This is a genomic window from Plantibacter flavus (genome assembly GCF_900177615.1).
GTDB lineage: Bacteria > Actinomycetota > Actinomycetes > Actinomycetales > Microbacteriaceae > Plantibacter > Plantibacter flavus.
On record NZ_FXAP01000002.1, the window covers coordinates 281,991 to 304,926 of the forward strand.

The 22,936-nt window shown below is 69.6% G+C and carries 17 protein-coding genes; 12 read left to right on the plus strand and 5 right to left on the minus strand.

What is annotated here, in order from left to right; all coding sequences use genetic code 11:
* Positions 1 to 173 precede the first annotated feature (173 nt).
* A complete protein-coding gene (locus B9Y95_RS07720) occupies positions 174 to 917 on the plus strand; it encodes a dienelactone hydrolase family protein (protein WP_085511333.1) in 744 nt (247 codons plus the stop codon).
* A 96-nt stretch (positions 918 to 1,013) separates the two neighbouring features.
* On the opposite strand, the gene B9Y95_RS07725 is transcribed toward B9Y95_RS07720, so the two are convergent.
* Positions 1,014 to 2,405, minus strand: a complete 1,392-nt coding sequence (locus B9Y95_RS07725; RefSeq protein WP_085511334.1) for a glycine--tRNA ligase — start codon at positions 2,403 to 2,405, stop codon at positions 1,014 to 1,016.
* A gap of 184 nt (positions 2,406 to 2,589) precedes the next feature.
* Here B9Y95_RS07725 and B9Y95_RS07730 point away from each other — a divergent pair, with 184 nt between their 5' ends.
* Positions 2,590 to 3,894, plus strand: a complete 1,305-nt coding sequence (locus B9Y95_RS07730) for an alpha/beta hydrolase (RefSeq protein WP_085511335.1) — start codon at positions 2,590 to 2,592, stop codon at positions 3,892 to 3,894.
* A gap of 93 nt (positions 3,895 to 3,987) precedes the next feature.
* A complete protein-coding gene (locus B9Y95_RS07735) occupies positions 3,988 to 4,422 on the plus strand; it encodes a hypothetical protein (protein ID WP_064295426.1) in 435 nt (144 codons plus the stop codon).
* 36 nt (positions 4,423 to 4,458) lie between these two features.
* Here the strand turns inward: B9Y95_RS07735 and B9Y95_RS07740 are convergent, their stop codons facing one another.
* Positions 4,459 to 5,472: a LacI family DNA-binding transcriptional regulator gene (locus B9Y95_RS07740; protein ID WP_123539766.1), complete on the minus strand. Its 1,014-nt coding sequence runs from the start codon at positions 5,470 to 5,472 to the stop codon at positions 4,459 to 4,461.
* 183 nt (positions 5,473 to 5,655) lie between these two features.
* Between B9Y95_RS07740 and B9Y95_RS07745 the strand changes: the two genes are divergently transcribed.
* The 6 genes from B9Y95_RS07745 to B9Y95_RS07770 all read left to right on the plus strand — a co-directional run bounded on the left by B9Y95_RS07745 (position 5,656) and on the right by B9Y95_RS07770 (position 12,090).
* On the plus strand, positions 5,656 to 6,885 hold the full coding sequence (locus B9Y95_RS07745) for a Gfo/Idh/MocA family protein (protein ID WP_123539767.1): 1,230 nt from the start codon (positions 5,656 to 5,658) through the stop codon (positions 6,883 to 6,885).
* Between the two features lie 70 nt (positions 6,886 to 6,955).
* On the plus strand, positions 6,956 to 8,215 hold the full coding sequence (locus B9Y95_RS07750; RefSeq protein ID WP_082916064.1) for a sugar ABC transporter substrate-binding protein: 1,260 nt from the start codon (positions 6,956 to 6,958) through the stop codon (positions 8,213 to 8,215).
* Between the two features lie 5 nt (positions 8,216 to 8,220).
* Complete coding sequence (locus B9Y95_RS07755; protein ID WP_085511336.1) at positions 8,221 to 9,219, plus strand: carbohydrate ABC transporter permease; 999 nt, start codon at positions 8,221 to 8,223, stop codon at positions 9,217 to 9,219.
* A 14-nt stretch (positions 9,220 to 9,233) separates the two neighbouring features.
* Positions 9,234 to 10,115 carry a carbohydrate ABC transporter permease gene (locus B9Y95_RS07760; protein ID WP_085511337.1) on the plus strand — a complete coding sequence of 294 codons (882 nt, stop codon included), beginning with the start codon at positions 9,234 to 9,236 and terminating at the stop codon, positions 10,113 to 10,115.
* A gap of 59 nt (positions 10,116 to 10,174) precedes the next feature.
* The gene (locus tag B9Y95_RS07765) at positions 10,175 to 10,954 is read left to right on the plus strand and encodes a ThuA domain-containing protein (protein WP_085511338.1); all 780 of its coding nucleotides are present in this window, start codon (positions 10,175 to 10,177) and stop codon (positions 10,952 to 10,954) included.
* Positions 10,951 to 12,090 (plus strand): Gfo/Idh/MocA family protein, encoded by a 1,140-nt coding sequence (locus tag B9Y95_RS07770; protein WP_085511339.1) that lies wholly within the window; start codon positions 10,951 to 10,953, stop codon positions 12,088 to 12,090. Before B9Y95_RS07765 ends, B9Y95_RS07770 begins: the two co-directional genes overlap by 4 nt.
* Before the next feature lie 56 nt (positions 12,091 to 12,146).
* Here the strand turns inward: B9Y95_RS07770 and B9Y95_RS07775 are convergent, their stop codons facing one another.
* Positions 12,147 to 12,923, minus strand: a complete 777-nt coding sequence (locus B9Y95_RS07775; protein ID WP_143736369.1) for a hypothetical protein — start codon at positions 12,921 to 12,923, stop codon at positions 12,147 to 12,149.
* A gap of 87 nt (positions 12,924 to 13,010) precedes the next feature.
* Here B9Y95_RS07775 and B9Y95_RS07780 point away from each other — a divergent pair, with 87 nt between their 5' ends.
* Both B9Y95_RS07780 and B9Y95_RS07785 read left to right on the plus strand, forming a co-directional pair.
* Positions 13,011 to 14,555, plus strand: a complete 1,545-nt coding sequence (locus tag B9Y95_RS07780; RefSeq protein ID WP_085511341.1) for a leucyl aminopeptidase — start codon at positions 13,011 to 13,013, stop codon at positions 14,553 to 14,555.
* A gap of 363 nt (positions 14,556 to 14,918) precedes the next feature.
* Positions 14,919 to 15,563 carry an SAM-dependent methyltransferase gene (locus B9Y95_RS07785; protein ID WP_085511342.1) on the plus strand — a complete coding sequence of 215 codons (645 nt, stop codon included), beginning with the start codon at positions 14,919 to 14,921 and terminating at the stop codon, positions 15,561 to 15,563.
* A gap of 382 nt (positions 15,564 to 15,945) precedes the next feature.
* Here B9Y95_RS07785 and argG read toward each other — a convergent pair whose 3' ends face one another.
* Both argG and B9Y95_RS07795 read right to left on the minus strand, forming a co-directional pair.
* The gene (argG, locus tag B9Y95_RS07790; protein ID WP_079704472.1) at positions 15,946 to 17,385 is read right to left on the minus strand and encodes an argininosuccinate synthase; all 1,440 of its coding nucleotides are present in this window, start codon (positions 17,383 to 17,385) and stop codon (positions 15,946 to 15,948) included.
* 439 nt (positions 17,386 to 17,824) lie between these two features.
* The gene (locus tag B9Y95_RS07795) at positions 17,825 to 19,804 is read right to left on the minus strand and encodes a M13 family metallopeptidase (RefSeq protein WP_085511343.1); all 1,980 of its coding nucleotides are present in this window, start codon (positions 19,802 to 19,804) and stop codon (positions 17,825 to 17,827) included.
* A 150-nt stretch (positions 19,805 to 19,954) separates the two neighbouring features.
* Here B9Y95_RS07795 and B9Y95_RS07800 point away from each other — a divergent pair, with 150 nt between their 5' ends.
* A complete protein-coding gene (locus B9Y95_RS07800; RefSeq protein ID WP_085511344.1) occupies positions 19,955 to 22,879 on the plus strand; it encodes a VTT domain-containing protein in 2,925 nt (974 codons plus the stop codon).
* Positions 22,880 to 22,936: the final 57 nt, after the last annotated feature.

The following is a 22,936-nucleotide window of genomic DNA, read 5'->3' on the forward strand; positions in this document are numbered from 1 at the left end:
TGTCGAGGTCCAGGGGCCGCCTCGCGGTGAGGAGAGCCGGCCCGTGGGCACGCCACAGCTCGACTCTAGTCATCTGAAACATCAGTTTGGGTGGTCGTCCAGGATCTGTGGATAACTTCCGAGGGCAGCGCAACCCCCAGCCGGTGCGGAGGGTCGGCTGGAACACTGGCGACATGACGACCATCACGCTGACCAAGGGCCTCACCGCCTACCGCGCCGACCCGCCGAAGGGCGTCGAACTCCGCGGCGGGCTCGTGCTCATCCACGAGATCTGGGGGCTCGTCCCGCACATCACCGACGTCGCCGATCGCTTCGCCGCGGAGGGGTACCTCGTCATCGCGCCCGACATCCTGAGTGGTGCCGGCGTCACGCCCGAGATCGGTGCGGAGCTGGAGAGCCTCGTCTTCAACAGCGACGAGGCGACGAGGACCGCGGCACAGCCGAAGCTGCGCGAGAAGCTATCGGCCTCGAAGTCGCCCGAGTACGCCGAGGAGGCGCTCGGGTACCTGGGGAAGGCCGTCGACGCCCTGTTCGACGAGGAGGGGATCGACGGCCGCGTCGCCGTCGTCGGCTTCTGCTTCGGTGGTGGCTACAGCTTCGCGCTCGCCGCGGCCGACCGTCGCATCCGCGCCGCCGTCCCGTTCTACGGCTACCCGCCCGAGCCCGAGGCCGTGACGAGCATCGCCTGCCCCGTCCTCGCCTTCTACGGAGACCAGGACGAGGGCCTCATGCAGAGCCTGCCCGAGCTGACCACGACGATGGAGGACGCGCGGGTCGAGTTCACCGCGACCGTCTACCCCGACGCCGGTCACGCCTTCTTCAACGACACCAACACGATCACCTACCGCGAGGACGCGGCCGCCGACGCCTGGGTGAAGACGCTCGCGTTCCTCGACACCTCACTCGGCAACGCCTGACCCGAGCGACCCGCGTCCGTTCGCCCGTTTTTGGGCGAAGAAACGCCCGCTCGCCCAAAAATGGGCGAGCGGGCGTTCGTGTGAAACGGCGGAGGCCTACGCGCCCTTGAGGCGGGTGGCGAGGTACGCGTACAGCTCGTCGATGGCGACGCGCTCCTGCTGCATGCTGTCGCGGTCGCGGACCGTCACGGCGTTGTCCTCGAGCGAGTCGAAGTCGACGGTCACGCAGAACGGGGTACCGATCTCGTCCTGACGACGGTAGCGGCGGCCGATCGCGCCCGAGTCGTCGAAGTCGATGTTCCACGAGCCGCGCAGCTCGTCGCCGATCTGGCGGGCGAGCGGCGACAGCGCCTCGTTGCGCGACAGCGGCAGCACGGCGACCTTGACGGGCGCGAGACGCGGGTCGAGGTGCAGCACGGTGCGCTTCTCGATCTTGCCCTTGGCGTTCGGCGGCAGCTCCTGCTCCTCATACGCGTCGACGAGGAAGGCCATGAGCGCACGGGTCAAACCGAACGACGGCTCGATGACGAACGGCATGTACCGCTCGTTCTTGGCCTGGTCGAAGTAGCTGAGGTCCTTGCCGGACTGCTCGGCGTGCACCTTGAGGTCGTAGTCGGTGCGGTTCGCGACGCCCATGAGCTCGCCCCACTCGCTGCCGGCGAAGCCGAACTTGTACTCGATGTCGACGGTGCGCTTCGAGTAGTGCGCCAGCTTCTCCTGCGGGTGCTCGAACCAACGGATGTTGTCGGGCGTCATGCCGAGGTCGATGAACCAGGCCCAGCAGAGGTCCATCCAGGTCTGCTGCCACTCGTCGTCCGTGCCGGGCTCGACGAAGAACTCGATCTCCATCTGCTCGAACTCGCGGGTGCGGAAGATGAAGTTGCCGGGCGTGATCTCGTTGCGGAACGCCTTACCGATCTGGCCGATGCCGAACGGCGGCTTCTTGCGGGCCGTCTGCAGCACGTTCGCGAAGTTCGTGAAGATGCCCTGCGCGGTCTCGGGACGCAGGTAGTGGAGACCGGACTCGTCGTCGACGACGCCGAGGAAGGTCTTCAGGAGGCCGGACATCTGACGGATCTCGGTCCACTGGCCGATCTTCGAGGGGTGCTCGGGGTCGGGGATGTCGGCGAGGCCGTTCTCCGGCGGGTGGCCGTGCTCGGCCTCGTACGCCTCGAAGAGATGGTCGGCCCGGTACCGCTTGTGGGTGATGAGCGATTCGGTCAGCGGGTCGCTGAAGACCTTGACGTGACCGGACGCCTCCCAGACCGGGGTGGGCAGGATGACGGCGGAGTCGAGACCGACCATGTCGCCGCGGCCACGCACGAACGCGTTCCACCACTGGCGCTTGATGTTCTCCTTGAGCTCGACACCCAGGGGCCCGTAATCCCACGCAGACCGCGTACCGCCGTAGATGTCTCCCGAGGGGAAGACGAAGCCGCGGTGCTGCGCCAGGGTGATGACGGACTCGAGATGGGACTGCTCTGCCATGGGTGTGGATCCTCCGTGCCGCTTGCCACGCGGCGGTACCTTCCGGTGCTGACGCCTGGCTGGCGCCCGCTCCCGGAACCCCTCAATCCTATGGGCGAGCCCGTGAGGACGCCCAACGACCCTTGTCCAGCACCGGATGGCCGCTTAGCCTGACAACCATCGCGGTACGCAGGATGGAGCACCGATGGACTGGCTGTGGAACCTCGACGTCATCGACGGTCCACTCGTCTGGGTGCTCGACGGGCTCAGCATCGCCGGCCTGCTCTACCTCGTCGTCCGTCGGTCCGGGCTGCTGTGGTACCTGAGCGCCGCCATCGCGCTCCTTGCGGGCGCGCTCCTCGCCCTGGGGACGGTCTGGCTGGTCTTCGACGTGCTCGACCTGTTCGGCGGGCCGTTGATCCGTTCCGGGGAGCCCTGGTTGATCGGCGTCTTCGCCGGCATCACGCTCGCCGTCCTCACGATCTGCTGGCGCGTCTCGTGGAAGCGGCGCGTCATCGCCGTCGCGTGCATCCTCGTCTTCGGCGCGACCGCGGCGCTGGGCGTCAACGGCGCGTACGGCGTCCAGACCACCCTCGGGTCGATGTTCCACGTCCAGAACCGCAAGCCGATCACCCTCGTGACGCCGACGAGCACGCCCACCGGCGATCCGGCCCGTCCGCTGTACGAGACGTGGAAGCCGCCGGCCGACCTGCCGAAGACGGGCAGGTTCGGCCCGCTCCCCACGGGCGACCGGATCCCGAACACGAACTCCGGGTTCGACGCACGCCCGGCGCAGATCTACTACCCACCCGCCGCGCTCGTGAAGGATCCCCCGGCGCTCCCGTTCGTCCTCATGATGATGGGACAACCGGGCGATCCCGACGCGAAGTGGATCGGCGAGGCGCTCGACGCGATCGCCGCCGACCACCAGGGGCTCGCTCCCATCGCGCTCGTCGTGGATCAGCTCGGCGACCCTTCCGTGGATCCGCTGTGCATCGACGGGCGGTACGGGAAGGTGGAGACGTACGTCACGCAGGACGTGCTCCCCTGGGCGAAGGCGAACCTGCACATCCTCCAATCGCCGAAGGATTGGACGGTCGCCGGGTATTCGGCCGGCGGTAGCTGTGCGATCTACTACGGAGCCAAGTACCCGCAGACCTTCGGCAACGTCGTCAGTGTCTCGGGTGAGGAGTATCCCGGAGCCGGGCTCCCGGCGGACAACCTGCGCGTGATGTTCAACGGCGACCAGAACGCGTACGACGCGATCAAACCGTCGACCATCATGGCGAAGACGAACTACGCCGACACGGAGGCGTTCTTCTCCGCTGGGACGGCGGACGCGGTCTACACCGACATGATGCGGCGCGCCGCAGCCACCGCGACGTCGGCCGGCTGGAAGGTCCAGACCTTCGCGATACCGGGCGGCGACCACGGCGCCAGCTCGCTCACGGGCGGGCTGGACCAGACGCTCCGTGCGCTCTACCCGCGGATCGGCCTCCAACGACCATGACGGCGGCGGGGCTCCACGACCCGGCCTCCACTCCACCGTGGGCTGTGGAGAACTCCGGCGGCGATCTGAACCGATTGGTTATGGTCGATGCCCATGACCAGCCAGCTCCCGCCGATGCCACAGCCCCTCCTCGTCCAGATCGGGAACATCAGGGTCACTGAGGACGTGATCATGACACCCGCAGGCACGTGGCCGCTCGCGGACGTCAACGTGACGTCGAGCGATCAGACCTCGACGACCACCCACACCCCGGCGTGGGCCATCGTGCTGGTCATCGTGTTGATCTGGTTCTTCTTCCTCAGCCTGCTGTTCCTCTTCGCGAAGGAGAGGCGTGTCTCGGGGTTCGTCTCCGTGAACGTCCAGGCCGGCCCGTACACCTACACCGAGCAGGTCCCGATCTCGACCGACTTCGCCCGACACGACACCATGAACCGCGTCGGCTACACCCAATCACTGATCGGGCAGGCAAGGCACCGGGCGATCGCGAACCGAGCGGCGGAGTCCTCCCGGCACCCTGAGGTGCGGTGACCGGTCGGTCGAAGGCCACGCACGCGACGAGTTGGCTCAACCGGGCGGCGGTGCGAGAGACGCGCCCTCGAGGAAGGCACCCATGACGAGTTCCTGGCGCAACTCGCCGAGAGTGCCGTCGAGACGGCCGACGAGGGTCTCGACGCCCATCCGGCCGAGCTGGGCGGCGGGCGAGACCAGGACGGCGAGCTCCGGGTCCGCGGTCTCTGCCACCTCGATCGTCGAACCGATGAGGACGACCGAGAGATCCCTCGGCACCGAGATACCACGGTGCCCGAGCTCACTGACGAGGCCGGTGGCCGCCCGGTCGTTCAGGACGAGCATCGCCGTGGCCTCGGGCATCTCCTCGAGCAGTGTCGAGGCGACCGCACGACCGCCGGCAGGGTTGGCATCGCACCGCAGCGTGCGTCCGGTGAGGCCCCGTTCGGCGCAGACCGCACGGAAGGTCTCCCCCACCCGGACCACCGGGCCATAGCCGTCGAGGTCCTCGCGCTCGAGCTCTTCGAGCAGCACGAGGTCGCGATGGCCGAGCCCGTGGAGGCGATCGATCGCCTGTTCGACCATCCCCTCGAAGTCGACGTCGACGTAGTCGAGCCCGGATGGATCGCGGGTGCGGCCGATGAGCGTCAACGGCGTGTGCGCCTCGAGGAGTTGGTCGACCCTGCGGTCGTCGAGTCGCACCTCCATCAGGATGACGCCATCCACGAGCCCGCCGGAGGTGAGCTCCCGCAACGCCCCCGGATCGCTCGGCTCGGGCCAGAGTACGACGGTGTACCCGAGTTCGGACGCTGCCTCCGCGGCTCCGGTGAAGAAGCGGGCGGCCGTGTCCGACAGCCGATGCTGCAACACCGGGAACAGCAGCGCGATGATGCGCGTCCGACGGCTCGCGAGCGCGCGGGCGACCGCGTTCCGGCGGAAGTCCAGTTCGACCATCGCCGACTCCACCCGCAGTCGGGTGGCCGGTGACACGGGCTTCGAATCGTTGACGACGAACGACACCGTGGCGACCGAGACCCCTGCGAGTCGCGCGACGTCACGCATCGTTGCCATGGATCCCCGTTCAGGTGCGGTGCTGTCCGGTCAGTCTCTCACGGATCACGATTCGGTAAACCGGTTAAATTGCTCCTTGACGGTTCAGACGACGCAGTGCATGCTGGTTCCCTAAGCGCGCAGTAAACCGGTTAACTTTCTGGTCTGCGCGATCCGACCTCGACCGGCGAAGGAGCCGTGCTGATGCCTGTACCGACCACCGACGGCCACCGGTCCGAGCAGCCACTGCGCGTCGCGATCGTCGGGTACAGCTTCATGGGCACTATCCACGCGCAGGCCTGGACCACCGCTCCCCGATTCTTCGACCTCGGCCGCGGGGTCGACCTCGTCGCCGTCAGCGGTCGCGATGCCGACGCCGCCCGCACATTCGCCGACCGGTTCGGGATCGCCGACGTCGAGGCCGACTGGCGAGCGCTCCTCACCCGCGGCGACATCGACGTGATCGACATCTGCACCCCTGGCCACCTCCACGCCGAGATCGCGATCGCCGCACTCGACGCCGGTATCCACGTCCTGTGCGAGAAGCCGCTCGCGAACACGCTCGAGGAGGCCGAGCGGATGGACGCCGCGTCCGAGCGAGCTGCGGCGCGCGGTGTGCACGCGATGGTCGGCTTCAGCTACCGACGCACCCCCGCGCTCGCCTTCGCACGACGGCTCGTCACCGACGGCCGTCTCGGGACGATCCGTCACATCCGGGCCCAGTACCTGCAGGACTGGATCGCGGATCCCACCTTCCCGCTCGTCTGGCGACTCGACGCCGACCAGGCCGGCTCCGGTGCGCTCGGTGACCTCGGCGCCCACATCATCGATCTCGCACGGTTCGTCACCGGGCAGGAGCTGACCGGCGTGAGTGCCCTGACCTCGACCTTCGTCACCGAGCGGCCGCTCCCCACCTCGTCGAGCGGCCTCAGCGCCACCGCGGGCGACGATCCTGAGGATCGCGAGGCGGCGGAACCCCTCACCGGCCGGGTGACCGTCGACGACGCGGTCGTGTTCATCGCCCGTACCGACGGCGGCGCCCTGGCGACGTTCGAGGCCACCCGCTTCGCCACCGGTCGCAAGAACGCGATGCGGCTCGAGGTCGACGGCTCCGACGGATCGCTCGTCTTCGACTTCGAGCGCATGAACGAGCTGCAGTTCCACGACCACACCCTCCCGGCCGAGGAGGCGGGCTTCCGGCGCATCCTCGTCACCGAACCCGGCCACCCGTATGCGGACGCCTGGTGGCCGGCCGGACACGGCCTCGGCTACGAGCACACCTTCGTCCACGAGGTCGCCGACCTCGCCCGTGACCTCGCCGCCGGCCGGGCGCCCGAACCGGGCTTCGCCGACGGCCTCCGGGTACAACGCGTGCTCACCGCAGTCTCGGCGAGCGCCGACGCAGGCGCCGCCTGGATCCCACTCGACCACTGACCGAACCACCCACCGCACCACGATCACCACCGCATCACGAACACCACTCACCAGGCAAAGGAGCCATGACATGAGATCCACGACCACCCGCGACACCCGGCCACGCATCATCCGTCGGCCGCACGTGCTCGGATCGCTCGCGATCCTCGCGATCACCCCGTTCGCCCTCACCGCGTGCAGCGGTGGCGGTGGCGCGGCGGCCGGAGGCGACGCCGGCACCCTCACGATCCTCGACTACTACAACAACGAACCCGACAAGACCCTCGTGGGCGACGCCCTCGACCGGTGCGCGGACGACGTCGGCGTGAAGATCAAGCGCGAGACCGTCCCCGGTAAGGACCTCATCCAGAAGGTGCTCCAGCAGTCGTCGTCCAAGACGCTGCCCGACGTCCTCATGCTCGACAACCCGGACGTCCAGGAGATCGCCGCGACGGGTGGCCTCTCGCCGCTCAGCGACTACGGCGTCGACACCTCGGGCTTCGCGAAGGGCATCCTCGACGCGGCGAGCTACGAGGGGGAGGTCTACGGCCTGGCGCCGACGGTCAACACCCTCGGCCTCTTCTACAACGAAGACCTCCTGGCCGCGAAGGGCATCACGCCGCCGACCACGTGGGACGAGCTCAAGACGGCGGCCGCCGCACTGACCGAGGGCGACACCTACGGGCTCGCCTTCAGCTCCATCGCCACCTACGAGGGCAGCTGGCAGTTCCTGCCGTTCATGTGGACCAACGGCGGCGACGAGGCCGACCTCACGACGCCCGCCGTCGCCGAGGCCCTCCAGCTGCAGGTCGACCTCGTGAACTCGGGTTCGGCGTCGAAGAGCGTCATCAACTGGTCGCAGGCCGACGTGAACGACCAGTTCATGGCCGGCAAGGCCGCGATGATGATCAACGGCCCGTGGCAGATCCCGGCCCTCAGCGCCGACACGAACCTCAAATACGGCAGCGTGCAGGTTCCGGTCAACAAGGCCGGCCAGACGCCCGTCGCCCCGCTCGGTGGCGAGGTCTGGACCGTCCCCGTGACCGGCGACAAGGACAAGCAGGCGAAGGCGGCGAAGTTCGTCGAGTGCATCTCGAGTGACGAGAACCAGCTCGCCCTCGCGGAGGCCCGCTTCACCGTCCCGACGAAGACGGCCCTGGCCGAGCAGTACGTCGCGAAGGTCCCTGAGATGGCCGCGTTCACGGAGCAGGTCGCCAACGCCCGCTCGCGCACCGGTGAGCTCGGCGAGGAGTGGCCCGAGGCCGCGACCGAGATCTACACCGCCATCCAGCTCGCCCTGACCGGGCAGGCGACGCCTGAAGAGGCGTTCAAGCAGGCGGCCGCGGGCTGATCCCGATGAGCAGCGGTATCGCCGGAGCATCGCTCCAGGACCGGAAGACCGACCAGCGGTCCAGCGGCACCGACGGAGGTGCGCCGACCAAGCGCACCCCCGCGGGGGCCGGCCGCCGGTCCCGACGCTTCCGCCGGGAAGACCTGATCAAGCTCGGATTCGTGGCCCCCGCAGCGCTCTACATCGTGCTGTTCTTCGGCTATCCGGTCGTCAAGAACGTCACGATGAGCTTCCAGGAGTACACGACGAAGACGTTCTTCACGGGCGAGGCTCCGTGGGTCGGATTTGCGAACTACGTGACCGTGTTCAGTTCCCAGCTGTTCACCCCGGCACTGCTCAACACGGCGCTGTTCACGATCGGGTCGATCGCCGGGCAGTTCGTGATCGGGCTCGCGCTCGCCGTCTTCTTCAAGCGACGCTTCCCCCTGAGCTCGTTCCTCCGCGCGATGCTGCTGCTCCCCTGGCTCCTCCCCCTGATCGTGTCGAGTGCCACCTGGCGGTCGATCCTCGACCAGGACAGCGGCGTCCTGAACGCCGCCCTCGGATCCATCGGCCTGTCGGGCGTGCCCTGGCTGACGAGCCCGTCGGTGGCCCTGTTCGCGGTCGTCCTCGTCAACATCTGGATCGGCATCCCGTTCAACGTCACGATCCTCTACGGCGGCCTCCAGGACATCCCCGACGAGCTCTACGAGGCGGGAGCGCTCGACGGCGCGACCGGCTGGAAGGCGTTCCGCCACATCACCTGGCCGAACCTCCGCCCCGTGGTCAGCGTCGTGCTCGTGCTCGGCGTCGTCTACACGATCAAGGTGCTCGACATCATCCTCGGCCTCACGAACGGCGGGCCGGCGAACGCCACCCAGACCCTCGCGGTGCGGTCGTATCAGGAGTCGTTCGTGGGCTTCGAGTTCGGTGTCGGTGCGGCCTTCAGCAACATCCTCATCGTCATCTCGCTCCTCTTCGCCATCGTCTACCTGCGCGTGAACCGACGCGCGGTCGACGAGTAAGGACACGGACCCTCATGACCACGACCAGCATCGTGACCGGCGGCCGGCAGACGCGCCGCTTCGCCCCGGTCGGCCCGCGTCGACACCGCGGCGACCGACGCCACCTCGGCTACACCGTCGTCGGCATCCTCATCCTCGCGATCATGCTCTTCCCCGTCTACTGGATGGTGAACGCGTCCCTGCAGCCCTCCGGAAACACGCTCACGGGGGACTTCTTCCCGGTGAACCCGAGCTTCGCCGGGTACGAGAAGGCGATCGCCGACCAGGGCGGGCACCTCGTCACGAGCCTCGTCATCTCGCTCGGCACCGTCGTCCTGTCGCTCGCGATCGCGGCCCCAGCGGCCTACGCCCTCGCGCAGTTCAGGTTCCGCTGGATCAGCATCGCGCTCCTCGTGATCCTGATCGCCCAGATGATCCCGGGCATCGTGATCGCGAACGCCCTCTACTCGGCGTACAACGACCTCGGCCTGCTCAACTCGATCCCCGGGCTGATCCTCGCCGACGCCTCGCACGCCATCCCGTTCGCGATCCTCATCCTGCGGGCGTCGATGCAGACCATCCCGCCGTCGATCGTGGAGGCGGCACGGGTCGACGGCGCGGGGCATGTGCGGGCCTTCGTCTCGATCGTCCTCCCGGTGAGCCGCAACGTGCTCATCACCGCCGGTCTCTTCGCCTTCCTCTTCTCCTGGAGCGACTTCCTGTTCGCTCTGACGCTGACGACGACGGAGGACGTCCGGCCCGTGACGCTCGGCATCTACCAGTACCTCGGCTCGCAGGTCTCGAACTGGAGCGCGGTGATGGCGACCGCCGTCCTCTCGTCCCTGCCCGCGATCCTGCTGCTCGTCATCGCCCAGCGGTTCATCGCCGCGGGTGCCACGGGCGGTGCCGTGAAATGACCGACGACCACTCCGACACCCTCTCCGACCACGCAACGCATCCTCGAAGGAGCACCACCATGTCCGACAGCAGCACCCCCATCCGCGTCCTCGTCTGGGGCGAGAACCGCCACGAGCAGATCGAGGAGAAGGTCCGCGCCATCTACCCGGACGGCATGCACACGACCATCAAGGAGGGCATCGAGGAGCACCTCGGCGCCGACGCCGTGGTGACCACGACCACGCTCGACGAACCGGAGCACGGGCTCACCGAGGAGGTGCTCGCCGCGACCGACGTGCTCGTCTGGTGGGGCCACGCGGCTCACGGCGAGGTCGCCAACGAGGTCGTCGAGCGCGTGCACCAGCATGTGCTCGCCGGTATGGGCCTGCTCGTGCTGCACTCCGGCCACTGGTCGAAGATCTTCGGCAAGCTCATGGGCACCTCGTGCACGCTCCGGTGGCGGTCGGAGGAGGACCGCGAGATCGTCTGGACCGTCGACCCCACCCACCCGATCGCCCAGGGGATCCCCCACCCGTTCATCATCCCGGCGCAGGAGATGTACGGCGAGTTCTTCGACGTCCCAGCGCCCGACGAGCTCGTCTTCCTCTCGACCTTCACCGGTGGCGAGGTCTTCCGTTCCGGCATGACCTACAAGCGCGGCTTCGGCAAGATCTTCTTCTTCTCCCCCGGCGACCAGGACTACCCGGTCTACCACCACGAGCACGTCCGTCGCGTCCTCGCGAACGGCGTCCGGTGGGCGCAGACGCTGCGTCCGGAACGCGCGGTGCCGGTCCTGCTGCGGTACGAGACCGAGGACTTCTACAACGGCCGCGGGTACGAAGGGGCGCTCGCGCGATGAGTGCTCCTGTCGACGGTGGCTTCGCGACGCTCGCGGACGCCACCAGGCCGGTCCGGCTCGTGCTCGTCGGTGCTGGCGGGATGGGACGGGCATGGTTGCGGACGATCCTCGCGAACCCGGACACGGAACTCGTCGGCGTCGTCGACCTCGACACGGCCCTCGCCGAGTCGGCGGTGGACGAGGCCGGGCTGCGGGTGGGCCCCGAGGGTGTCGTCGTCGGCACCAGCGTGTCGGTCGTCGCCGAGGCGACGGGGGCGGACGCGGTCGTCAACGTCACCGTGCCCGCCGCGCACCACCCCGTCAACACCGAGGCGCTCTTCGCCGGGTTGCCGGTGCTCTGCGAGAAGCCGATCGCACCGACGGTGGCGCAGGCCCTCTCGTTGGCGGCGACGGCCGAGGCCAGCGGGCGATTGCTCATGACGAGCCAGTCGCGTCGCTACTACGCGTCGATCGCCGCCTTCCGGGAGCAGGTCGCGACGCTCGGTCGGCTCGGGACCGCGACCACGGAGTTCTTCAAGGCACCGCACTTCGGTGGATTCCGCGAGGAGATGCCGCACGTGCTGCTCGTCGACATGGCGATCCACGCCTTCGACGCCGCCCGATACGTCCTCGGCAGCGACCCGATCGCCGTGTACTGCGAGGAGTACAACCCGGGGTGGAGCTGGTTCTCCGCCGACGCCGCCGCGACCGCGGTCTTCGAGTTCGCAGGCGGCGTCCGGTACACCTACAGCGGCAGCTGGTGTGCGGACGGCGTGGAGACCTCGTGGAACGGCAGTTGGCGAGTGAACGGTGAGCACGGCACGGCCGTCTGGGACGGCGACTCCGCTCCGCAGCGGCAGCTCGCGCCGCAGGACGGATCACCATCGGTGGTCGAGACCGCTGAGCTCGAGCCGGACGTGCCGGAGGAGATCGCGGGCTCGCTCGTCGAGTTCGTCGACGCCCTGCGCACGGGGCGTGTCCCGTCGGGCGAGGTGCACGCCAACGTGTTGAGCCTCGCGATGGTGGAGGCCGCCGTGCGGTCCGCCGAGTCCGGCGAGCGCGTGGTCATCGCGGATGTGCTCGCCCAGGCGCACGCGCAGGCGATCGAGGCCGAGCCCCGCGACGACGTCCGGGCCGCCCTCGTCGCCTCCCGCTGAGGTGAGGCGGATCGTCGCCCGCGCACCCCGCGAGCGACGATCCGCCTCACCTCACCTCACCAGGTGCCATCGAGGAGGTCGCGGGTCGCGACCAGGTTGAGCACCCGCCAGAGGCCGGAGTGGCCCGGCGTCTGGCCCGGCCGGTTCGGCCACCCCTCGAGGCGTGCGACACGGACGAAGCCGACCTCGTGCCACACCGGGTCCGTCTTGCGGAAGCAGTGCGGCTGCCAGACCACCGGACGCTCCGGCAGATTGCCCGAGGCCGGCTCGCGCTTCGCTCGCAGCGTCGCCAGGGACTCAGGCCCGGGGACCTGCTCGCCCACCCAGTCGAGCACGTCGAGCTCGGGTGAGTCACCGTATCGGGACCGATGGATGCCGGCGACCCGGAACAGGGCGGTCCGTCCGTTCGGCGCCGTGAACGCGAGGACGTCGCCCGGTGTCAGGTCGTCCTCCACGTGGCGCCACGATCGACGGAGGCGCTTCGGTGCGGGCTGCGGTCCGAGGAGCTTCTCGCGGAGGCGATCGAGGGCCGCGGTCCGCCTGATGACCTCCCCCGGGCCGGCTTCGGCCCACAGCTCGAGGTCGGCACCGCGATCGATCGCCGCGAGCGCCCGCGTCTGCACGTCGGGATCGAGCCGGCCGACCTCGCTCTGCGCGGCCGCGAGCGGGATCCACAGCTCGCCGTCCTCGCGCTCCACGAGGTGGGTGAAGGACTCGATGGTCCGTCGCGTCGCCTCGTCGTCCGGCACCCGGTCCTGCACGTACTCGCGGTACTCGGTGCGGATGTCCGACGCCGCGTCGTTCGAGAAGATCGCCGTTCCCCATGCACCCATCCCGGCATCCTGCCAGACCCCTCGCGTCAGCGGCCAGGTGAGGCCCATACGATGGATCCAGCCCGACTCCGAGACGAAGGACGCTGCATGCCATCCCGCCCCACCAAGCTGATCCCGCCGACCTTCTCCCGCACCCCCTCACTCGACGCCGAGGCGGTCGAGCTGAGCGTCGCGATCGAACTCCCCGAGGGCGTCGAGGCGATCGGCCTGGCCGTCGCCCCCGCAGCCGACGGCGCCGGCGACGACATCCCCGCCGCGCTCGGACTCGACCGCGCGGCCCTGACCCGCGCCGGGTTCACCGGCGAGATCGGCCAGACGCTCGTCATCCCCAGCCAGGACGCCCCGACGTACATCGCGGTCGGCGTCGGTGACCCCGAGAAGCGCACCCCGGCAGCCCTCCGCGATATCGCTGCGGCCTTCGCCCGTGCGGCATCCTCGTTCGCGAGCATCGGCCTCGACGTGGCGCGCTCGTTCGACCTCGACCCGGCCTCCGCCGGCCAGCTCGTCGTCGAGGGCGCGCTCCTCGCCCGGTACCGCTACACCGAGCTGAAGCGGGAAACCAAGCGCACCCCGCTCGTCGCGCTCCACCTCGTCGCCGGCGCCGAAGACCTGCCGGAGACCGCGACCGGCGCACACCGTGGCGAGGTCCTCGCCCGTTCGGCGAACCTCGCGCGCGACCTCGCGAACACGCCTCCCGGACACCTCACGGCGACCGACCTCGCCGACGTGGCCGAGACGCTCGGTGCCGCCAACGGGCTCGACGTCGAGGTCTTCGACAAGGACGCGCTCATCGAGCTCGGTCTCGGCGGCCTGCTCGGGGTCAACGCCGGCAGCGTCGAGGAACCGCGCCTGATCAAGCTCCGGTACACGCCGAAGGACGACGACGGCTCGCCGATCGAGGCCGCAGGGCACCTCGCGCTCGTCGGCAAGGGCATCATGTACGACTCGGGCGGCATCTCGCTCAAGCCGTCCGACCCGTCCCACGCGGCGATGAAGATGGACATGGCGGGCGCCGGAGCGATCCTGTCCGCCATGACGGCGCTGGAGGAGTTGCACTGCACGAGCAGCGTCACGGCGTTCCTCATGTGCACGGACAACATGCCCTCGGGCTCGGCCACGATGCTCGGCGACGTGCTGACGTTCCGCAACGGCACCACCGTCGAGATCAAGAACACCGACGCCGAGGGTCGTCTCGTCCTCGCCGACGGCCTGAGCCTCGCCGTCGAGGAGGAGCCCGACGCGATCGTCGACATCGCGACGCTGACCGGTGCCGCGATCATGGCGCTCGGCACGAAGACGGCGGCCGTGCACGGCACCGACCAGGGCATCGTCGACCAGACGCTCGCGTCGTCGAAGGCCACCGACGAGCAGCTGTGGCAGTTGCCGCTCGAACGCAGCTACCGGAAGCAGCTCGACTCGGACGTCGCGGACCTCGCCAACATCGGCGGCCGGTTCGCCGGTTCGACGCTCGCCGCGCTGTTCCTCGCGGAGTTCGTCGGCGACATCCCGTGGGCGCACCTCGACATCGCGGGCACCATGCTCGTGGAGTCGGACGAGTCGTGGCGGTCGAAGGGCGCGACCGGGTACGGCACGCGCCTCCTCGTCGACCTGGCGCTCAACTTCCGCGCCTGACGCAAGACGCGGCGTCGGTGCCCGGTCCCCTGAGCCTGTCGAAGGGCGGCGACCGGACCGTCTTTCCCCGCGAGCACTTCGACAGGCTCAGTGACCGGATCAGCCCAGCCGCGACCCGGTCGCTGAGCCGCGTCCCGGACCCTGAGCCGCGTCCCGGCCCCTGAGCCTGTCGAAGGGCGGCGAGCGGACCACCTTCCCCGGCGAGCACTTCGACAGGCTCAGTGACCGGATCGGCCCACCTGCAACCCGGTCTCTGAGCCTGTCGAAGTGTCGAAGCCCCCCCCCCCCCCCCCGGCGACACTCGCTATTGCCGTTCCGGCAAGAAACGGCTGTTCGCAGCCGGTGTCACGGCAGGCTGATGCCATGACCTCCGAGCACGAGCCCGCCATCACCGATCCCGCCGCCTTCTGGGAGCACCGTTACAGCAGCCGCGGCCAGGTGTGGAGCGGCAGGCCGAACGCCGCCCTCGAGCGCGAGGTGGGCGAGTTGGCGCCCGGCACCGCACTCGAACTCGGCAGCGGAGAGGGCGCCGACGCCGTGTGGCTCGCCCGGCAGGGCTGGTCCGTGACCGCCGTCGACATCTCCCCGAGCGCGCTCGCCCTCGGAGCGTCGACCGCGAGCGAGGCGGGGGTCGCCGATCGCATCACCTGGGTGCAGGCCGACCTCGTCGAGTGGGAACCGTCGGCGTCGTTCGACCTCGTCACAGCGACCTTCCTGCACTCCCCCGTCGAGTTCCCGCGCGAGGCGGTCCTGCGCCGCGCGGCGTCGGCGGTCGCTCCCGGTGGCACGCTCCTCGTCGTCGGCCACGCCGGTCCGCCGCCCTGGGCGACCGAGCACATCGCGCACGCCCACTTCCCGACGCCCGACGAGGTCCACGTCTCCCTGGAGCTGGAGTCGACCGAGTGGGAGGTCATCACCGCAGGCCTCGTCGCGCGCGCGGCGATCGGGCCCGACGGCGAGCCCGCCGCGCTCGACGACAGCGTCCTTGTCCTCCGCCGCCGTCCCTAACTCAGGAGCGACTCGGCGCGTCGCGGCGCCCGGCCGGCGTGTCTCACCCGACACGCCGCAGCGATCCTGAGTTAGGGACAACGCAGCACCCGAGCGGTCTGCGGAGTCACCCGTCCCCGCGTAGGTCCGGTCGGTTCACGACTCAGGACGGCCCCGGCGGGTCACATCGGCCACCCGGCGGGTCCGACGGGACGCCCCGCACCGGTCCTGAGAGGTGAACCCCTGCCGTCCCAACTCAGGAGTCGTCCGGCGTGTCGGCGGCGTGTCGGCGGGGGTGCAGCTCGACACGCCGCATCTGTCCTGAGTTGGGGCAGGCATCGCCGACGCGAAACGCCCGCCGCACTCGTGGAGTGCGGCGGGCGTTCGGCGTTACGTGGTGCGACTAGTCGGTGCCGGAGTCGAACGCGGCGCCCTCGGAAGCGAGGTCGGTCGCGCGCTCGAGGGCGTCGGCGGTCGGGTCGAGGAGTTCGCCGCCGAGGATCTCCTGCGCCTCACCCTGCTCGAGCTTGCCGACGAGGTCCGCGGTCGCACCGCCGACGATGCCGGCCGCCGCATACTGCTCGAGCCGCGAGCGCGAGTCCGCGATGTCGAGGTTGCGCATGGTGAGCTGACCGATGCGGTCGTCGGGACCGAACGCTGCATCGCCGACGCGCTCCATCGAGAGCTTGTCGGGGTGGTAGCTGAGGCCCGGGCCCGAGGTGTCGAGGATCGTGTAGTCGTCGCCGCGGCGCAGACGGATCGAGACCTCGCCGGAGACGGCGGAGCCGACCCAGCGCTGGATGGACTCGCGGAGCATGAGCGACTGCGGGTCGAGCCAGCGGCCCTCGTACATGAGGCGCCCGAGTCGGCGACCCTCGTTGTGGTAGTTGGCGACCGTGTCCTCGTTGTGGATCGCGTTGAGCAGACGCTCGTACGCGATGTGGAGGAGCGCCATGCCGGGGGCCTCGTAGATGCCGCGGCTCTTAGCCTCGATGATGCGGTTCTCGATCTGGTCGCTCATGCCGAGACCGTGACGACCGCCGATGGCGTTGGCCTCGAGGACCAGCGCGACCGCGTCGGCGTACTCGACGCCGTTGAGTGCGACCGGGCGACCGGCCTCGAAGGTGACGGTGACGACCTCGGAAGCGATCGCGACGTCTTCACGCCAGAACGGCACGCCCATGATCGGCTCGACGAGTTCCATGCCGGAGCTGAGTTCCTCGAGGCGCTTGGCCTCGTGGGTGGCGCCCCAGATGTTGGCGTCGGTGCTGTACGCCTTCTCGGTGGAGTCTCGGTACGGGAAGTCGCGGGCGACGAGCCACTCGCTCATCTCCTTGCGGCCACCGAGCTCGTTGACGAAGTCGACGTCGAGCCACGGCTTGTAGATGCGCAGGCGCGGGTTGGCGAGCAGACCGTAGCGGTAGAACCGCTCGATGTCGTTGCCCTTGTAGGTGGAGCCGTCGCCCCAGATGTCGACGCCGTCCTCCTTCATCGCGCGGACGAGCATGGTGCCCGTCACGGCGCGGCCGAGCGGCGTCGTGTTGAAGTAGGTCTTGCCGGCGTTGCGGATGTGGAACGCACCGCACTGGAGGGCGACGAGGCCCTCCTCGACGAGCGCCGACTTCGCGTCGACGAGGCGCGCGATCTCGGCGCCGTACTCCTTGGCGCGGTCGGGGACGGCGCCGATGTTCGGTTCGTCCGCCTGGCCGATGTCGGCGGTGTAGGTGCACGGGATGGCACCCTTCTCGCGCATCCAAGCGACGGCGACGGAGGTGTCGAGACCTCCGGAGAAGGCGATGCCGACGCGCTCGCCGACGGGGAGGCTGCTCAAGACTTTAGACACGCCTGCGATTCTACGGGTTCGCGGGGAGTGGAGCACGTCGCCGCCGGTACCGCCTCGCCCGGGCCGGGGGACGGCGGGGGCTGTGGCGATATCGACGGCGACGCTGCTGTGAACCGGACGGATCGGACCAGGTCCGCTCAGGCGCTGTTCGGGTCTTGCGCCGTGAGCTTCTCGAGTGCATCGGGATGACGATTCGTCGACTCCAGAGTGATTCTCGCAGCGCCTGTCGGCCTTCCGCATGTCCCACTACTGGGGTCATCGGCAGGGGGCGACAGGCGGAGCCGACCCTTCGACAATCGGTTCCTGCCCTTCGACAAGCCCTGCCCTTCGACAAGCTCAGGGACCGGGTGGTGAAGGGCAGGGACCGGGTGGTGAAGGGCAGGGACCGGCAGGTGAAGGGCAGGGACCGGCAGGTGAAGGGCATGGACCAGCAGGTCGGCTACCAGATGGTGACGCGCTCCTCGGGGGCGAGCCATGCTGCGTCGGACTCGGTGACGCCGAACGCCTCGTAGAAGGCGTCGATGTTCCGGACGATCTGGTTGCATCGGAACTCGTTCGGCGAGTGCGGGTCGATCGACAGCAGTCGGATGACCTCTGCGTCGCGTCCCTTCTGCTGCCAGGCCTGCGCCCAGGAGAGGAAGAACCGCTCCGCGCCGGTGAGGCCGTCGATGACCGGCGGCTCCGCACCCTCGAGCGACAGCAGGTACGCCTTCCAGGCGATGCCGAGCCCGCCGAGGTCGCCGATGTTCTCGCCGATCGTCAGGGCGCCGTTCACGTGGTGGTCGGGCACCTGGGCGGGAGCCAGCGCGTTGTACTGCTCGATGAGCGACGCGGTGCGCTCCTCGAACGCCGCGCGGTCGGCCTCGGTCCACCAGTCGGTGAGTCGGCCGTCGCCGTCGAACTTCGATCCCTGGTCGTCGAAGCCGTGCCCGATCTCGTGACCGATGACCGCGCCGATCGCCCCGTAGTTCGCGGCGGCGTCGCGGCCGGCGTCGAAGAACGGGTACTGGAGGATGGCGGCCGGGAACACGATCTCGTTGAAACCGGGGTTGTAGTAGGCGTTGATCGTCTGCGGCGTCATGAACCATTCGTCGCGGTCGAGCGGCTTGCCGATCTTGCCCAGTTCGCGGTCCATCTCGAACCGGCTGGCACGACGGACGTTGCCGAGCAGGTCGTCGGCGTCGAGCTCCAGCGCCGAGTAGTCGCGCCACTTGACGGGGAATCCGATCTTGGGCGTGAACTTGTCGAGCTTCTCCAACGCCCGCGTGCGGGTCTCGGGGCTCATCCACTCGAGGTTCTCGATGCTGTCGCGGTACGCCTCGACGAGGAAGCCGACGAGGACGTCCATCTCGTCCTTCGACGTGGCGCCGAAGTGCCGGTCGACGTAGATGCGGCCGACGGCCTCGCCGAGCATGCCCTCGACGAGCGAGACGCCGCGCTTCCAGCGCTCACGCTGCTGCGGCGTGCCGGTGAGGGTCTTGCCGTAGAAGTCGAAGTTGGCGCGACCGAACTCCTCGGAGAGGTACGGAGCAGCACCGTGGACGACCTTCCAGGCCAGCCAGTCCTTCCAGGACTCGAGCTGCTCGGCGACGAGGAGCTCCCCGAGGCCCTCGAGGAAGCTCGGCTCGCGCACGACGATCTCGGCGAACACCGCGTCGGCGGCACCGATCGCATCGCGCCAGACGGCGAGGTTCGGGCCGTCGAGGTCGGCACCTGCGGCGAGCGCCGCCGCTTCGTCCCACGAGTACAGGTTGTACGTCTTCTCGCTGTCGCGGGTGGCGACGTTGTCCCAGTGCTTGGACGCGATCGCCGTCTCGAGGGCGAACACGCGGTCGGCGCGTGCGGCAGCGTCGTCGATGCCGGCGAGCTCGAACATCGTCTGGAGGTGTGCGCGGTAGGCGTCGCGGATCTCGGCGAAGGTGTCTTCACGGAAATAGGACTCGTCGGGCAGCGTGATGCCGCCCTGTTCGGCGAAGACGAGGTAACGCTCGGGGTTGCCCGGGTCGTTGTCGACGAAGAGCTGCAGGAAGCCGCCGACGCCCTCCGCCTCGAACTCGCCGGAAAGGCGGAGGAAGGACTCGATGGAGTCGACCGCTGCGACACGGGCGAGCTGGTCGGCGAGCGGGGTCGCTCCGAGGGCGTTGGCCCGGTCGACGTCCATGAAGCTCGCGTACAGGGCGCCGATCTTCACGCCCTCCTCGCCGTCGGGGTTCGTCTGCGACTCCTCGATGATGTCGCGGACGGCGTTCTCGGCGTCTTCCGCCAGCTGGTGGAACGATCCCCAGCGGGCCTTGTCGTCGGGGATCTCGGTGCGGTCCATCCACTTGCCGTTCACGTGGCGGAAGAGGTCGTCCTGCGGCCGCACGGCCGGGTCGAGTTCGGAGCGGTCGATGCCGGAGGCGAGCTGCGCGTCAGTCATGCGGATCAGCCTAGCGACGGCACCTGACCACGGCTCGGGTGTTCTCTCAGAGCGGGCGTGCACCTCTGGACCGAGTCCTGTGGAGGAGCGTCGCGAGCGCTTCGGGGAACGAGGGACTACCGTTGACCCACCCGGCCGGAAGGAGCCCGCGTGGACTGGTTGGCCGACTTCCCGCCCGGCGTCCTGCTCCTCGTCGTCTTCCTGGTCGTCGCGGTCGAAAGCCTCGGCGTGCCGTTGCCGGGAGAGACCGTGCTCATCGGGGCGACCCTCCTCGCCGCGTCGAGCGGCCTGAACCCGGTGTTCGTCGCCGCCGCGGCCGCCGGTGGTGCGATCCTCGGCGACTCGATCGGGTACTGGATCGGCAAGCGGTACGGCCGGCGGCTCCTGTCGGTGCTGAACCGCAGGTTCCCGAAGCACGTGGGGCCGAAGCGGCTGGGCGCCGCGGTCCACCTCATGCGGCGGTGGGGGCCGTGGGCGGTGTTCGTCGGTCGGTTCATCGCCGTGCTCCGCATCTTCTCCGGACCACTCGCTGGCATGTTCCGCATGACGTACCCGCACTTCCTCGTCGCCAACGCGGCGGGTGGCATCGCCTGGGCCTCGCTCGTGGTGACGGTCGTCACCGTGCTGGGGAGTGCCGCGACCGAGTTCCTGCACCGCTTCTCCTGGGCGGCGCTCGCGTTGGCCGGTGCCGCGGCCGTCGTGATCGCGGTGGTCGTCGTGTTCCGGATCCGTCGTCGGGCTGCCCAGCCAGCCGCCGACCGCGCGCCCGTGTCGATGACCGAGGCGGAGCTCGACGAACTGCTGTCGCCATCCGGGTCGGTCCCGACCGCGGCCAGGGCCGACGCCCGCATGGAAGTGCCGACCATCCGGGCGGCCAGCTCGGCCCCCGTCCGCACCGACTTGCGCGCCGCGATCGCCGATGTCCTGACGCCACTGCGCTGGGCCCTGCGGACGACCCCCGCGACCACCGCCTTCGTCACCGTCTTCGTCGCCCTCGGCGTCGTGACCGGCGGCCTGTGGCGCCCGATCGACCAGGCCGCCTGGTACCCGGCGTTCGCGTACGGGGTGCCGAGCCTCGAAGCCGGGCGCTGGTGGACGGTCCTGACGGGCATGTTCATCACCGCCGACCCGCTCGCCTACCTCATCGCGATCGTCGGCGCGGCCGTGTTCGGCGGGTGGGTCGAGGTCCGATTCGGCACACTGCGGGCGTCGGCGATCTTCGTGACCGGCCACCTCGTCGGTATCCTCGGCGCGCTCGGCGCGGCTCTGGCGCTGGCTCGGCTCGACTGGCCGTGGGCGCAGTCTCTCGTGACGACGCTCGACGTCGGTCCGAGCTGCGGCATCCTCGCCTGCGTCGCGACCGCGACCGCGTTCATGCGTTCCCCCTACCGGCTGCGCTGGCGACTGCTGCTCCTGTCGTGGGTGTCGATCGCGCTCCTCTACGTCGGGAAGATCGACGACCTCGAGCACTTCATCGCGACCGTCGTCTTCGTGATCGTGGCCCGCCTCCTCCTCGGTGAGCACCGGTCGACCCCACGACCGACCATGCGCGACTGGCGACTGTTCGCCGTCGCCGGGCTACTCGTGATCGGTGCGGTGCAGCTGCTCGTCACCCTCGTGCCGCTCGACGGGCCGCTCGGTTCGACCACCCTGACGCAGGGCTCCATCCTCGACGTCGGGGTCGACACCGTCGCGATCCTGGTGATCGCGAACTGGCTCCGCCGTGGTCATCGGTGGGCCTGGTGGGCGGCGATGGTGCTCACCGTCGGCAACCTGCTGGTCACGCTCGCCCTCATCGCCCTCGCTTGGCTGGCCCAGGTGCCGCTCGTGGCGTCGACCATCTGGATCTCCGCGAGCGTCCTGTGGGTGGGACAGGCGGTGGTCCTCGTGCTGTCGCGCCACGCGTTCCGGGTCGCGGCGAACCAGACCAGGCGACGCCTGCCCGGGGCGATCGGTCCGGGTGCGCGGCGAGCGCGCGCCAGGGCGGCGCAACTGCTGCGCGAACACGGCGGCGGACCGCTGGCGGCCTCGGCGCTCCGACCCGAGAACCGGGTGTTCATCACGGCCGACGGCGCGCACGCGGTCGCCTACCAGCAGCACGCCGGCGTCGCGCTGGCACTCGGCGAGCCGATCGGCGACCCCGGCGGTGCAGCCGCAGCGGTGTCGGCGTTCGCGACGGCGGCCGAGCAGGAGGGGCTCACACCGGCGGTCTTCGCCACTCGCGACGCGCGCATCGTGCCCGAGGGGTGGCGGGTGTCGCCGCTCGGTCGAGACCTCGTGCTCGACCTCGGCAGGGCGGGTGCATCAGAACCCGCTGATCCGGACGATGCGGCGGGAGCCACCGGCGCGGATTCGACGACCTCGATCCTGCTGCCCGCTCATGAACTGCGGTGGGAGCTCCGCAGCCAGATCCGCGCGCTGTCGTCGGTGTGGGTGTCCGACCGGCACGTGCCCGAGCTCGGTCTCACCGTTGGTTCGAGCGACGACGCCCCCGATGGCGACGACCAGGAGCCGAGTGCCGCGGTCCGGGTCTCCGTCGTGACGGATGCCGCAGGCGCCGTGCTCGCGGCGGTGTCCTGGGTACCGATCCCCGGGGTCGGCGGCACCCTGCACGGGTGGGCGCTCGATGCGGTCCGGCGCGCACTGCCGAAGGACGACGCCGGGACGACGACGGGTGCGGATGCGGGCGCAGCGTCGGAGGACCGCACCGGCCGAGCCGTCGAGCGGGCCCTGACCGACGCCTGCCGACGATTCGCGTCCGAAGGCGCGGCCGTGGTCTCGTTCGCGGCGTCGGGTCTGGCACAGGACGGCACCGAGCCCGACGGTGTCGCCGTGCGGACGATGGCCGGTATCGCCCACCGGGTCGACCCGCTCGTCGGCTTCACGGAGATCACCGACGTCGCCGAGCGCCTGGGCGCCACCGCCGTGTCGCTGTTCCTGGCCTGCCGTGAGGACGCCGACCAACCGCGGGTCGCCTATGCCGCTGCGGCCGGCTTCCTCACCGGTATCCGCCTCCGTGACCTCCCTGGCCTGAGCGGGTCACTGCTCGGCTACGAGAGCTCGCGTCCCGGGTGATCACGAACATCGTCGACCGACGGTTCTGCCGTCGCTCGGCGACCGCTGAGCCCGGCG

What these genes read in the sequence shown, in the direction of transcription:
- B9Y95_RS07745 (WP_123539767.1), top strand. Translation starts at nt 5,656, where the DNA reads ATGCCTGTACCGACCACCGACGGCCACCGGTCCGAGCAGCCACTGCGC.
- B9Y95_RS07775 (WP_143736369.1), bottom strand. Translation starts at nt 12,923, where the DNA reads ATGGGTGCATGGGGAACGGCGATCTTCTCGAACGACGCGGCGTCGGAC.
- B9Y95_RS07780 (WP_085511341.1), top strand. Translation starts at nt 13,011, where the DNA reads ATGCCATCCCGCCCCACCAAGCTGATCCCGCCGACCTTCTCCCGCACC.
- B9Y95_RS07755 (WP_085511336.1), top strand. Translation starts at nt 8,221, where the DNA reads ATGAGCAGCGGTATCGCCGGAGCATCGCTCCAGGACCGGAAGACCGAC.
- B9Y95_RS07785 (WP_085511342.1), top strand. Translation starts at nt 14,919, where the DNA reads ATGACCTCCGAGCACGAGCCCGCCATCACCGATCCCGCCGCCTTCTGG.
- B9Y95_RS07730 (WP_085511335.1), top strand. Translation starts at nt 2,590, where the DNA reads ATGGACTGGCTGTGGAACCTCGACGTCATCGACGGTCCACTCGTCTGG.
- B9Y95_RS07735 (WP_064295426.1), top strand. Translation starts at nt 3,988, where the DNA reads ATGACCAGCCAGCTCCCGCCGATGCCACAGCCCCTCCTCGTCCAGATC.
- B9Y95_RS07770 (WP_085511339.1), top strand. Translation starts at nt 10,951, where the DNA reads ATGAGTGCTCCTGTCGACGGTGGCTTCGCGACGCTCGCGGACGCCACC.
- B9Y95_RS07760 (WP_085511337.1), top strand. Translation starts at nt 9,234, where the DNA reads ATGACCACGACCAGCATCGTGACCGGCGGCCGGCAGACGCGCCGCTTC.
- B9Y95_RS07795 (WP_085511343.1), bottom strand. Translation starts at nt 19,804, where the DNA reads ATGACTGACGCGCAGCTCGCCTCCGGCATCGACCGCTCCGAACTCGAC.
- B9Y95_RS07720 (WP_085511333.1), top strand. Translation starts at nt 174, where the DNA reads ATGACGACCATCACGCTGACCAAGGGCCTCACCGCCTACCGCGCCGAC.
- B9Y95_RS07765 (WP_085511338.1), top strand. Translation starts at nt 10,175, where the DNA reads ATGTCCGACAGCAGCACCCCCATCCGCGTCCTCGTCTGGGGCGAGAAC.
- B9Y95_RS07740 (WP_123539766.1), bottom strand. Translation starts at nt 5,472, where the DNA reads ATGGCAACGATGCGTGACGTCGCGCGACTCGCAGGGGTCTCGGTCGCC.
- B9Y95_RS07725 (WP_085511334.1), bottom strand. Translation starts at nt 2,405, where the DNA reads ATGGCAGAGCAGTCCCATCTCGAGTCCGTCATCACCCTGGCGCAGCAC.
- B9Y95_RS07750 (WP_082916064.1), top strand. Translation starts at nt 6,956, where the DNA reads ATGAGATCCACGACCACCCGCGACACCCGGCCACGCATCATCCGTCGG.